7 protein-coding genes, 2 tRNA genes and 2 pseudogenes are annotated in these 12,959 nt (G+C 65.6%); 2 read left to right on the plus strand and 9 right to left on the minus strand.

Annotation, left to right across the window (positions count from 1 at the left end; all coding sequences use genetic code 11):
• Positions 1-470 precede the first annotated feature (470 nt).
• Positions 471-686, plus strand: coding sequence for a hypothetical protein (locus ACSKB9_RS08390; protein ID WP_028352345.1), 216 nt, complete (start codon positions 471-473; stop codon positions 684-686).
• Between the two features lie 256 nt (positions 687-942).
• Here the strand turns inward: ACSKB9_RS08390 and ACSKB9_RS08395 are convergent, their stop codons facing one another.
• From ACSKB9_RS08395 to ACSKB9_RS08420, 6 genes and pseudogenes are all read right to left on the minus strand, one after another.
• Positions 943-1,722 (minus strand): Crp/Fnr family transcriptional regulator, encoded by a 780-nt coding sequence (locus ACSKB9_RS08395; RefSeq protein ID WP_438080111.1) that lies wholly within the window; start codon positions 1,720-1,722, stop codon positions 943-945.
• 1,508 nt (positions 1,723-3,230) lie between these two features.
• Positions 3,231-5,381, minus strand: a complete 2,151-nt coding sequence (locus tag ACSKB9_RS08400) for an adenylate/guanylate cyclase domain-containing protein (protein WP_438072498.1) — start codon at positions 5,379-5,381, stop codon at positions 3,231-3,233.
• A 225-nt stretch (positions 5,382-5,606) separates the two neighbouring features.
• Positions 5,607-6,770: an SPFH domain-containing protein gene (locus tag ACSKB9_RS08405; RefSeq protein WP_438072500.1), complete on the minus strand. Its 1,164-nt coding sequence runs from the start codon at positions 6,768-6,770 to the stop codon at positions 5,607-5,609.
• Between the two features lie 337 nt (positions 6,771-7,107).
• Positions 7,108-7,174 (minus strand) — tRNA-Ile (locus ACSKB9_RS08410).
• A 2-nt stretch (positions 7,175-7,176) separates the two neighbouring features.
• Positions 7,177-7,248, minus strand: a tRNA-Phe gene (locus tag ACSKB9_RS08415).
• Positions 7,249-7,452: 204 nt separating this feature from the next.
• Positions 7,453-8,293: pseudogene (locus ACSKB9_RS08420) on the minus strand (LysR family transcriptional regulator).
• A 123-nt stretch (positions 8,294-8,416) separates the two neighbouring features.
• Here ACSKB9_RS08420 and ACSKB9_RS08425 point away from each other — a divergent pair.
• Complete coding sequence (locus ACSKB9_RS08425) at positions 8,417-9,010, plus strand: cysteine hydrolase family protein (RefSeq protein ID WP_438072502.1); 594 nt, start codon at positions 8,417-8,419, stop codon at positions 9,008-9,010.
• A gap of 22 nt (positions 9,011-9,032) precedes the next feature.
• Here the strand turns inward: ACSKB9_RS08425 and ACSKB9_RS08430 are convergent.
• The 3 genes and pseudogenes from ACSKB9_RS08430 to ACSKB9_RS08440 form a co-directional block, all read right to left on the minus strand.
• Positions 9,033-10,530, minus strand: a pseudogene (locus tag ACSKB9_RS08430) (AMP nucleosidase).
• Positions 10,531-10,653: 123 nt separating this feature from the next.
• Positions 10,654-11,898: a tlde1 domain-containing protein gene (locus ACSKB9_RS08435; RefSeq protein ID WP_438072503.1), complete on the minus strand. Its 1,245-nt coding sequence runs from the start codon at positions 11,896-11,898 to the stop codon at positions 10,654-10,656.
• A gap of 330 nt (positions 11,899-12,228) precedes the next feature.
• Positions 12,229-12,924 (minus strand): DUF899 family protein, encoded by a 696-nt coding sequence (locus ACSKB9_RS08440; protein WP_438072505.1) that lies wholly within the window; start codon positions 12,922-12,924, stop codon positions 12,229-12,231.
• Positions 12,925-12,959 lie beyond the last annotated feature (35 nt).

The raw sequence follows: 12,959 nt of genomic DNA on the forward strand, positions 1-12,959 counted from the left end.
TGGTCTGAATTGACAATTTCAAAAAAAATTTCGTGCGAGAGTTGCAAACCGAACCGACAGCGTCATCTTCGTCCCGCACAGTAGGCTCGGGACAAGATCGAAGTTCACTCCAACAATCTGAATTGAGCACGGAGCGTCAGCTCCCGTGACGCGAGCAAGCGTTGCGGAGAATGCGTTCACTTGCGAGGGAGGCAGTGCGGTGAGCGAAAGCGAAAAGGTTTTCAGCCGAGCCGCCTGAAGAAGCGGCGTTGAAGTCACATCGAGGATTCGTTCAAGGAGGGACCTGGCCGGTTGGAAGAAGCCCAGTGACGAGAGCATGCAGCCCCCACTGCCCGATGCTCCGTCAACCGCCGCAGGTGCGCGATGCCCCCCAACTACCCCGCGCACCGATCTGGGGCAAATCCAACCGGCCGGACTATCCTGCAAGGCAAAAGGCAAAAAGCAAAAGGCAATATGGGAGGGAGGCGCTCATGGGCATGGTGATGGTCAGATGTCCGCAAACCGGACACGCGATTTCCACCGGAATCAAAACCGATCGCGAGAGCTTTCGACGCAGTACCGTGTTCTTCTCGCGCACGCCCTGTCCATTTTGCCGCGCAGATCACGCCTGGTTTGCGCGGGACGCCTGGGTCGATGAGCCGAGCATCCGCGTGCGGCGGCGCCGCGGCGGCGGTTCACCGGCCTGAAAATGGCCACCACTTTTGACGACCGCGATGGAGGGACACCATGGCGCAGGTGCAGATCACGACGGAAACGTCTGCCTGGCTGCTGCAGGCCAAGGACTTTCTCGATGAAGCACGACGGCTGAAGCCCGGTCCGAAGCGCAATGAGTTGCGCGAGACCGCAAAGGTGCTGCGCGAGATTGCGGAGCTCGAAAGGGTATCCTCCCCCACGCGGGAGCTTGATCGGCGGCCAGGAAGCCGATCGCAGCAGGGAACGCGCTTACACGGCGTCGTCGGCCTCGATTTCCGGGATGCGCGGATCGTTAGCCGGTGCCATTCCTCGCGTGCGAACCTTGCTACCCGAGAAAATCTCCTCGGCCTCGAGACGCATGACGCGATGGCATTCGCACGCCGCCGCCAATAGCCGCGCCCGGTCGATCTCGATCTGGCCTCGTTGATCCGACCTGATCGCACCGCGCTTGCGCAGATTGCCCATCAGCAAGGTCACCGTTGTTCGTCGTACGCCGAGAATTTGCGACAGCGCTTGCTGGGTCAGCGGGAGGACGTCGCTGTCGACGCGGTCGCGAAGCTGAAGCAGCCAGCGCGCCATCCGCGCCTCGACCGGGTGGAGCGCATTGCAGGCGGAGCCGAGCTGAAACTGGATCAGCATCGATCTGACGTGCTTCTGGATTGCCTGCCGAATCCCCGGACTGCGGCCGAAAGCGGCATGAAAGCGCGCCGCCGGGACCCGCGAGGCGGTACCAGCCGCACGAACGACGGCGGTAATGCCTGACGGCGAGGCCCCGAGAACCGAAAGACTGCCCACGACCCCTTCGCATCCGACCACGCCGGTCGCGACCGCCTGCCCATCCGCCATGTCGATCATCAACAGGATCGCGCCGCTGTGAGGAAAGAAGACGTAGTCGATCTCGTCACCGGCGCGCGCCAGGACTGCATCCTGTTCGAGCGCAACGGTCTCAAGTTCGGGTCTCAGGAGGTCCAGATCCGCCGGCGACAATGTCGCGAGAAGGCGATTACAAGTTCCACCGGAATTGCTCACCTGCGGGAACGTCAAGGGTCGCACAGCATACTCACTCGAACACGGGATCAAAAACATATTCCAAACGCTTGACCGCTAGGCGGAATTCTCCGCGGCGGCGTCCTTAAAGTTAGATGCAAATGCGCCAGCGGACGCAATAGCAAAATGCGCATTGTCGCACCGTAGAACTTCGGGAACCCAACAGTTCCAGTTTCGTATCGCTCGCGCCGCGCGCGATATCCGAGCCTGCTCTTTCACCATCTGCGCGGGCGCAGGAAGGTGGCGGACGCGGTGTGACCGCTCGCTGCGGCACCCGTCAAGACGCGCGCGAGTGGCGGTCCGGCCACCGATGCGCCTGCGTGAGCAGTTCCTGCGCGTCCTTGATCTCGGCAAGATCGAGCGCCGGATCGAAACCGGCGAGCACCGGCGCCAGCAATTGGGATATCTCCTCTGCCCGGCCGCTGCGGCTGTAAAGACGTGCAAGTCCCAGCGCGCTGCGCAGCTCGAACGTCCTAGTCTGCTGCCTTCGAGCAATCTCGAGGGCACGGTGGAAGGCATCCTCCGCGCCGGACATGTCGGGGCTGTGACGACGCGACAGCAGCTCACCCTGCACGCGGTACAGCTCGGCATCCAGCCAGTGCTGCCCGGACTGCTCCGTCGCCTCGATCAACTCATTGATGATGTCGAGCCCGGCATCGACATGCCCGGCCTCCGCATTCGCCACGGCGATCTGCAATCCCCAGAACGGTTCACAGAGGTAGCAGTCGTTCTCGTGAAGCAACGACCAGCCACGTTGCATCTCCGCGAGACCTGCGGCGCGGTCGCCGGCACGCCACTTCTCCAGACCATTGAGGTAGGTGCCGGCTGCGACATACAACGGCATCGTGTGGTCCCGCGCCAGGCCCAGGGCCAGGATCGTGTCGGTCTGGCGCAACCTGCTGCCGCACAGCCCGTCGAAGACGGCCTTGTGAACCAGCGCATTGGCGCGCGCGAGCGCGCGCTGCTTCCCCGCGACGTCCACTGCCGCGCCCGCGAGCTGCCGGGCCCGATCGACCTCGCCGCGCGGCCAAAGCACCAGGGCGAGAAATCTCATGATGACGAACGGCAAGTCGAGCGTCGACGCCTTGAAGGTTGCCGGATCCGGCTCGGCCGCATAGGCCGCGAAGGCCTGCTCGAGATGGATGCCCGCGTTCACGTACTCGCCCGCGAACCAGGAGGTCACCCCGCTGGCCCAGCGCGCGACGATGGTCGCCACCGGCGACTGCGGATGCCGCTCCGCTGCACCCATGATCGCCTCCGCCAACTCTCGCATCGGCGCGAGCTCGCCGTGGGTCAAGCAGGCGTTGAAGAGGCCCGACTGGATCGGCGCCAGTTCGATCGGATCATCGATATCGGAGGCGAACTGCCGGGCGCGGGTCCAGGCGGCGACGGTCTCGGGGGCGCTGTGCCCGAGACTGCCCCGCAGCGCGCGGCCGTAGGCGATTTGCAGATGGAGCCGGCCGATCATCCGATCCGGCTCGTCGGGCAGTTCATCGGCGATGGCGACCGCCTTGCCGAGATGCGCGATCGCCTCGCAATAGGCCGAGCGCTTCAGCGCCTGCTGACCGGCCTTGCGCCACCACGCCAGCGCGGTCTCGCCGAGCCCTGCCTCGGTGAAATGGTAGGCGACGACTTCCGGCTCGATCTCGGCCATCTCGGCAAACTTGTCGCGCAACACATCGCCGATATGCTTGTGAAGCAATTGCCGGCGGCTCTTGAGCAAGCTCTCGTAAGCCGCTTCCTGGACCAACGCGTGCTTGAAGCTGTAGCTTGCGTCCGGCGGCACGCCCCGGCGCAGCAGCAGCTCGGCCTCTTCGAGCTGGGCAAGCGCCGCGGCAAGCGTCAGATCGTCGCGCCCGGCCACGCTGCGCAGCAGCGCATATGAGAACTCGCGGCCGATCGCGGCGCCGATCTGCGCCACCTCCTTGACCGGCGCCAGCCGGTCGAGCCGTGCCATCAGCGAGTTCCTGCAGCGTCGCCGGGATCGCCAGCGGCGGCAGCGGATTGTCAAGGCGATAGCGCCCGGCCTTCTCGACCAGCAGCCCCGACTCCATGACCATCTTGGTCAGCTCCTCGACGAACAGCGGGACACCGTCCGTCCGCTCGATGATCTGCGCCATCATCTCGCCGGGCAGCAAGCGACCGACGGTCACCTGCTCGATCAGCGCGCGCGTATCCTGCCGGTCGAGCCGATCGAGCCGCAGCAGGCTGACATTGGCGAGCCCTGCCCACGGCGGCTCGAACTCGGGCCTGAACGTCATGAGCATCAGGATCGGCAGCCCCCTGATCCGGTCGACCGCGAGGTCGAGCAGCTCGAGCGACGTGGCATCGGCCCAATGCACGTCTTCGCAGACGACAAGCACCGGCTGCTGCCGGGCGAGGCCCTCGAGCTGGTCGAGCAGCGCTGCGAATGTCTGCCGCCGCTGCTGCGCCGGGCTGAGGCCGAGCGGCGGATAGCGGTCGCCGGTCGGGATCGACAGCAGCGCTGCGATCAGCGGTGTCACGGTGGGCACATGCTGCGTGCCGAGCGCCAGCATGGCTTCGAGCTTGTCCAGCTTCTGCTCCGGCGCATCTTCCGACCTGATGCCGGCGGCACGCTCGAGCTGGGCGACAAAGGGGTGCAGCGCGCTGTTGGTGTGATAGGGCGAACATTGATACCGCACACGGCGGTGTGTTCCGGGCGCCAGGCTGTCGGAGAGCATCGCCACGATCCGCGATTTGCCGATACCCGCTTCGCCCGATATCAGCACCGCCTGGCCCTGGCCCTGCCACGCCAGCTGCTGGCGCGACAGCACAAATTCGATCTCCGCCTTGCGGCCGACGAAGCCGATCGAGCGCGCGGTGCGCACCGCCTCGAAGCGGCTTTCCGATGCCGGCTCGCCTTCGACGGCCCACACCGCGATCGGCTCGGAGATGCCCTTGACCTCGCGGCGGCCGAGGTTGCGCAGCGTGAACAGGTTGCCGAGCAGCCGCCGGGTCGAGGCCGCCACGACGACCACGCCCGGCTCCGCCAGGCTCTGCAGCCGCGCGGCGATGTTCGGCGCATCGCCGACCAGCGCCTGCTCCTCCGACGCGCCGCCGGAGACGAGGTCGCCGACCACGACGAGCCCGCTCGCGATCGCGATCCGTACCGCAACGCCCCCTTCCGCGCGGGTCTCGAGCTTGCCGATTGCAGCGATGACATCGAGGCCGGCGCGCACCGCGCGCTCCGCATCATCCTCGTGGGCGCGGGGATAGCCGAAATAGGCAAGGATCCCGTCGCCGATAAATCTGGCGACGGCGCCGTCATATGTCGTGATCACCTGCGCACAGGCTGCGCGATAGGCGCGGATCACCTCCCACATGTCCTCGGGATCGAGACGTGCCGACAAGGCCGTCGAGCCGACCAGGTCGCAGAACATCACGGTGAGGTGGCGGCGCTCGGCATCGTGCGGTGAAACCGGCGCGGCGATCAGTTCGGCTTGATCGAGATCGGCGATCGCGCGCAGCATCTTGCGGCGATGGCCGAGCAGGACACCGAGCCTGTCGAAGTCTTCATCCGTCAACTCGGGAAGAACGCCGAGGTCGATCCCGTTCTCGGCAAAACGCAGCGCGTATTGCCCAAGTCCCAGCTTCTCGAGCCATTCCGCAATCTGCTGCACTGGCTTCACCGACGGGTTGACGGCTGGCCGAATGGACCACGGTGCATGAACGTTATCGCAATCTGACCGGAGTGGCACCTTTGTTTTGCGGCGTGGAACAGGACATGCGAATTGTGTCGTGGCGGTGCCCCGTTACAGCCGTCTGCACGCTAACATTCGTACGAGTGCCGGCGGTCCGTCCCGGCGAAGAAATCGAAGGGCCGCCCGTGGGCGGCCCTTCCTGTCTTACGCGCTCTCGGGCGCCTTGAGACGCACCAGCTTGGTCAGCAGCGCATCGAGGCCCTGGCCCTCGCCCGCATGCAGGTCGATGCGGCCGACCTTCTCGACCAGACGCTCGAGCGACTCCAGCTCCTTGAGCCGCAGCAGCAGAGGGTTCTCCTCCATCAGCCTGGCGGTGTTCAGGAGCGAACGCGTCGCCGCGGTCTCCTCCTGGCGGCGGATCAGGTTGGCCTTCGCCACCCGCTCCGCCTCCACCACCTTGTTGACCAGCTCGCGGATCTCGCCGGGCAGGATCACGTCCTTCACGCCGAGCTCGGTAACCTCGACGCCGCTGTCCGCGACACGATCGCGGACGAAGTCGCGAAGCTCCGTATCGAGCGCCGTCTTCGCAGACAGCACCTCGTCCAGCGTGCGGCCGGCCACCGCCTCGCGGATCGCGAACTGCACCAGGCGGTACAGCCACGCATCCACGTCGGGCACCGTTGCCACGACCCGCTCGGGATCGACGATCCGGCGGAACGCGGTCAGCGTCACGCGCAGCGCGATGCGATCCCTGGTCAGCATCTCCTGCGCCGTGATCTCGACCGCCTGGGGACGCAAATCGAGGCGCTTGACCTCGATCTTGCGGCCCGCGATCCAGAACGCGTGCCGGCCGGGCGCGAGCCGCTCGATCAGCTTGCCCTCGACCGTGAGCAGACCGGCCTCGTGGTTCTCGACCACCGCCTCGGTGATGACGCCGGCCCGGTTGGGCTGGATCATCGCGAGATGGCGTGCCGTGACCCTGGGATCGCTGGTGACGTCGATGCGCTCGACCTCGACCGACGTCGCGACCTTCCAGTACACGCGCGTCTGCCAGGGCGTCATCAGTTGCACGGGACGGCCGTCGAGGCTGACGATCGCGATCTCGTTCGCGCGGGTCTCGACCGCCTCGAACAGCTCGTCGGCGAGATCAGGGCGCGCAGCCTTGATCACCGCGAAGCGATCAGCGGGGAATTCGGTCCGCACGACGCTGAACAGTTCGGCCTTGAGCTGATGCAGGGGATCGAACAGGCGGTGACGTCCGGGCGCGAGCACCTGCTCGAGCCGGCCGTCGCGCATCAGCAACGCGCGCTCGCCATCCTTCACCGTCAAATTGGTCGTCAAGAAGTGCCAGGTCCCATTCAGCGTCATGACACGCCTCCATCGTTTGCCGTCAGGCCCGTGGGCCTGAGAGCGGGTTTCATCTTGCAAAGGACGTGAGGACGCGAACGCGGCTTCCTGTCCGCCAAGCGGGCCGTGGCTTGAGGCTTGCGCGATGTCGGGCGCACGTGCGCGTTCGCGCGACGAATGTCGCGCGGCCGAGCGAAGTCACCCGGCATCAACGCAAGCGGTATCCACCGCGGCGCAAAGCCGGTCTCACAGTGTCGATGTTCGGACGAAATGCCTTGCGGCAGGACGGCCGGACTGCGACTGAAGCGCGCGTCCGGTCCCCTTCAGAGGTATCAGCTTTTCAGGCTGAACGGAGCGCTTGGAGCGGGAATCGAACCCGCGACACGATGAGTATCATTCACCTGCTCTAACCAACTGAGCTATCCTTTGTGAGAGACCGGATTCGAACCGATGCCTTCGGGATTTCATCCCCGACGCTCGACCATGAGCTTCATCTCGCGATCTTCATTTCGGCGGAACACGACACCGCAGGGCGGCACGCGCCAGTCGGGATCTCAACGAGCCCGAACCCATGGCCGAAGCGAAGGAGCGGGCTGATAGACGAAGCGCGTTCAGGTTGCAAGAGGGCTGCGTGTGATTTTTTCATGACGGGGCGGTGCTGTGACCCACGCGTCGCAGCACCTCCCGTCATTGCGAGGGCACCTCACCCCCTCTGCGCGGCATCCTGGAAGCAGGCGCGCAGCCAGTTCGATGGTGACGCGCGTCGCCGCGTCGCGCTTGAGATGGTTCTGCACCAGGAGCCAGACGTCGCGTCGCTTCGGCAGCAGCGTGGCGCGCAGACGGCGGTCGGTCAGCAGGTCGGCACAGCTGTGCTCCGGCAACACGCCGACCGCGTGATGCGACTGAATCAGCGTGTGGATGATCCGGACATTGTCGGTGACGCAGCGCGCGCGAAGCCGCTTCGTGCGCAGGAACTGCATTTCCGGAATCCCTCCGAGCTCGTCGGGATAGGCGCACAGCATCGCTTCGCCCGCTGTCGTCGCGGCCGGCTCGAAGAAATACGACCTGACCTCGGCAAGCTTCGAGATCGCAAAGTCGCCCTTGTCGGGCTTGCGCAAGCGGATCGCGAGATCGGCCTCCCAGCGCGAGAATTTTACATTGTCGCTCGACGTCAGAAACTGCAGCGTCAGGCCCGGATGGGCGCGCAGGAATTCACTTGCCCGCGGCGCCAGCACCTCCTCGGCGATCGCGCTGGTGGAGGCGATGCGCAGCCGCCCGACCAGACCAGGCAGGCTTTCGCCGATCCGGCCGATCTCCTCGGCATGCGCGGCCATCGCCTCAATATGCGCGAGCACCATGTCGCACTGCCGGGTCGGCTTGCGGACGCCATCGACGGCCTCGAACAGGCGCAGGCCGAGCGCGCGCTCGATCCGCGCCAGCCTGCGCCCGACCGTGGTCTCGTCGATGCGCAGCCGCGCGCTGGCGCCGGCGTAAGTGCCCTCGTCCCTGACGGCCGCGATGATGCGAAGATCGTCCCAGTTCATGGCGGCAGGCTACATCGCACGGCGGCCACCTGCAATAACGCAGCCACTGGCTGCAATATCCCTGCATAACAGCAGGCCGATCCCGGGCTATGTTTTCGGCGACACATCCGCTGGAGAGAGACCATGACGTCAGCCAAGACATTGATGCAGCTTGCCGGTATCGACCTCACCCCGCCCCGCCTCGGCGACAGCTGCCTGGTGCTGATCGATATCCAGAACGAATATCTGGCCGGTCCCTTGGCGCTGCCCGACGCCAACCCGGCGATCGCGCGCGCCACCGCATTGCTCGCGCGCGCCCGTGAAAGCGGCGCCGCGATCATCCACATCGCGCACAAGGGCCAGCCGGGCAGCCTGTTCGACCGCAGCGCGGAGCGTGGCGCGATCGTCGCGCCGCTGGGGCCGCGGCCGGGCGAGATCGTGATCGAGAAGCAATTGCCGAACGCGTTCGCCGGCACCGACCTCAACGCGCAGCTTGCCGCGACCGGCCGCAAGGAGCTGGTGCTGGCCGGCTTCATGACGCATATGTGCGTGAGCTCGACGGCCCGCGCCGCGCTCGATCTCGGCTTCCGCACCACGATCGACGCCGACAGCTGCGCCACCCGCGATCTGCCCGACGGCGTCGGCGGCACGATCGCCGCAAGGCTCATTCACGACGTCGCGCTCGCCGAACTGTCCGACCGCTTCGCGATCATCGCCCGCGGCAACGCGCTCGCCTGAGGGCCGCTCCGCTCTGCGTTCGCTACTGAAACGCGACCTCGGCAAAGCTGCGCAGCTTGCGCGAATGCAGGCGTTCGGATTCCTGCTGCTTGAGCCGCTCCAGCGCCCTGAGACCGATCTCAAGGTGCTGGCCGACGCGCTGGCGGTAGAATTCGCTGGCCATGCCTGCGAGCTTGATCTCGCCGTGCAGCGGCTTGTCGGAGACGCACAGCAGCGTGCCGTAGGGTACGCGGAAGCGATAGCCGTTGGCGGCGATCGCCGCCGATTCCATGTCGAGCGCGACCGCGCGCGACTGCGACATGCGCCGGATCACCTGCGGCCCGCTGATCTCCCAGTTGCGGTTGTCGACGCTGGCGACCGTGCCGGTGCGCATCAGCCGCTTGAGCTCGAACCCGGTGAGCCCGGTCACCTCGCCGACGGCTTCCTCGAGCGCGACCTGCATCTCCGCAAGCGCCGGGATCGGCACCCAGAGCGGCAGCTCGTGGTCGAGCACGTGGTCCTCGCGCACATAGCCGTGGGCGAGCACATAATCGCCGAGCCGCTGCGTGTTGCGTAAGCCAGCACAGTGCCCGATCATCAGCCAGGCATGCGGCCGCAGCACCGCGACGTGGTCGGTGATGTTGCGCGCATTGGACGGGCCGATGCCGATATTGATCAGGGTGATGCCGCGATAGCCGGGCCGGACCAGATGGAAGGCCGGCATCTGCGGGACGCGTTCGGACGGGGTCCCGGTGGTGCTGCTGCCGAGCCGCGCATTGTGCGTGATCACATTGCCGGGCGCGACGAAGGCCTCGAGACCGGCCTCGCCCGACGCAAGCCGCTGCTGGGAGAGCTGCACGAAGGCATCGACATAGAACTGGTAGTTCGTGAAGATCACGAAATTCTGGAAGTGCTCCGGGTCGGTGCCGGTGTAGTGGTAGAGCCGGCGCAGCGAGTAATCGACCCGCGCCGCGCGGAACAGCGCCAGCGGCTCCGGTGTGTCCGGCGTCAGCTCAAAGGTGCCGTCGGCGATCGCATCGTCCATCGCGGCGAGATCGGGCGTATCGAAGATGTCGCGCAGCGACCTTGTGAACGCCGAACTGTCGGCGATGGTCAGCGCCGCCTCGATATTGATGTCGCGGCGATAGGCGAAATGGATCGGGAGAGATTCGTTCGACTCGCCGATCTCGACCGCCACGCCATGGTTCTTGATCAGGAGCCCGATCTGCTCGGTGAGATAGGTCCGGAAGATATCGGGCCGCGTGATGCTGGTCTCGTGGATGCCGGGTCCTGCGACGAAGCCATAGGCAAGCCGCGAGTTCGAGCCGCGCGTGCGACGAGGTCGTGATGCGGACGAACGGGTAATACGCGCGCACCCGCGTCGTGATAACAGCGCCGTTGACATAGGCCTCGAAACGATTGCGCAGGAAGCCGGTGTTGCGCTCGTAGATCTCTTCGAGACGGACAACGGCGGCTGCGGCATCGACGAACGCTTCGGTCGTGATCGGCGGCGGGATTTCGATGGAGGGTGTGGGAGACATGTTCGCGTTGCACCAGATCCGTTGCCGAGCTTGGACTTGCTCTGGATCAGTGCAGTATAGCGACTATGGCATCCAGTTCCAGACGTCGATCAGGCCGCAGCGGTGGGCCGCTGCCCGCTCTGACTACTGAATCCGCGCGAGCACCGCGAGACGGCGGATGCCCTTGTTACGGTAGGCGTCGAGGAACGCGTAATAATCCTTGAACGAGACGCAACCGTTGGAGTCGCCGTTCGGACCGAGCATGAAGGTGTGCGCGAGCAAGCCGTCGCGGTTGAAGATCTTGCCCTCGCCGCCGATCGGATTGAGCCGCAGTGCCGGCACGCCGTGGAACAGCGCCTCGCGCGGCTTGAGCTCGTAAATGTGCGGCGGCGTCACGCCGACCATCTTCAGATGCGAGGACCTGGGGTCGTCGAGCCTGGAGCCGAGGCCCGAATGCGCCTCGAGGCGCGTGCCGTCGGGCAGGTACACGGTCTTGGCTGAGATGTCGTAGACCGCGGTCTGACGGTCATAGGGCGGCGAGCCGCCGAGCATCGGGTTCTGGTCCAACGTCGAGGGGATGCTGCCGGTCACGTTCGCATCGGCTGAAGCGAAGGAGAGCAGTCCGCCGCTCGACTCCCGCTTGCCCCACAGTTTTTCGACCATGGTCTGCCGCTCGTTCGATGCGATCGACATCACCGCGGCCTTGGCGCGCGCGGCCATGTCGCGAACGCCGCCGGATTTCGCAGCCTGCTTGGCCTCGGCAGGCTTCGCCTCGGACGCCTTATCGGCACCCTTGGGCTGAACGTCCGCAGCGGGATCGTTGAGCGCCACCTTCAGATTGGCGGCGGCCTGCTTCTTGGCGATCTCGACCGACTTCGGCGCCGGCAACGCCTTCGATGTCTCGGCAAGCTCCGCGGAGGCGACCGCCCTCGCCGCTTCGGCGACCTTGGGCGCAGCGGCCTGCTTGATCGGGTCGATCTGCGATGCGGCGTCAGCCACGACGTCGGACGCCACGCCCTCGGGCGAGGCGGCCGCAAACCGATCGTTAAACATAAGCGACGATGCCGGGGCTTCCGACTTCGCGACCTCGGTCTTCGCGGGCGCCGCCGGTGCCGGCGTCAGGGACGCGAACACCTCGTTGAAGGCAGGCGTCGGCCGCGCAGCGACCGCGACGGGCCGCTTCACCACCGGCGCATCGAACGACGCATTGCCCACCGAGGGATAGACGCTCGCCGCAAAGATGTTGGCGTAGACGGTCCAGGCGCAGCCAAGCACCAGCCCCGCCACCGCGGCGCTGCCGAGGAAATGCTGTGGGAGAATTTTTCGGGAGGATTTCTTGCGGCTTGGCGCCCCAAGAACATACGCACTCGCACTCGCACTCGTACCCATACGCCCGGCGCTCAAAACAGGTCCACCTTTGTCCCTCACTCGACGCGGGGTCGAACGGATGTTCGGCTCAACGTCGCGCGGGGGCACAGACGGCCATTAAGGCGACTTTTAGTTAAATGCGACTTAACCGGATGCGATCCCCTGCAGCGCGGGAAGTGCCTGTGGCGTAGGGCTTTTTTAAGATGACATTGGACCGCCAAAGCGGCTTTTCTGTCCCATCATGGGACATTCCGGCATGCCGCTCCAGCGCGGCATACCGGAATATATTCAGGGGAGAATTTCCTTGCTGATCGCCCCGTAATCGCGCGGGGATCGAGCAAAAACCATCTCTCAGTAGCTGAGCTTCGGATACCAGTCCTTGCCGCGCCCTTCAGGCGTGGTGTCGAGCAAGGTCCACAGCGGATCCATGTCCGGCGCGCCGCGCGGGTCTTGGCCGGGATCCATCGTGCCCGCGCCCATTTCGCCGGCCCAGAAATGACGGATCGTGCCGTTGTGGCGCGTGAAGACATTGTAGCCCGGCAGGTCGCTGTCATCCTTGCTGACAAAGTCGCGCGTGTAATCGCCCGACGCGTCCGAGTAGATCCTGTGACGCGTCCAGCCGCGCGCCTTCTTCGCCTCGATCAGCCGTGCGATCGGCGAGCGCGCCACGAACACGAATGACACGCGCTGCTCGATATCGGGCAGCTTCTCCTCCCACGTGCCCATGAACGATGTGCACATCGGACACGGCTTCTCGCGCTGCGGGCCGTACATGTAGCTGTAGACGATCAGCGTCGGCTTGCTGCCGAACAGATCGGCGAGCGATGCCGCACCGGACTCGCCGGTGAACTCATAGGACTTGGTCACCTCGCCGCCCGGCGGCAATGCGCGGCGCAGCGCGGCGACGCGCTCGATATGCCGGCGCAGCTCGATCTCTTCGACGAGCAATTCCTGGCGGGCGCTGCGATACTCGGCGCTTTCATTGGGAAAGCGCCTGACATTGGTCGTGGCGAGTTCGGCGGCGGGCTTGAGGACGGAACTGGTCATGTTGGAACCTCGCGTGGTTGACGGGCTGTCTGGAA

The sequence above is a fragment of the Bradyrhizobium sp. BR 1433 genome, from assembly GCF_051547665.1.
GTDB lineage: Bacteria > Pseudomonadota > Alphaproteobacteria > Rhizobiales > Xanthobacteraceae > Bradyrhizobium > Bradyrhizobium australafricanum.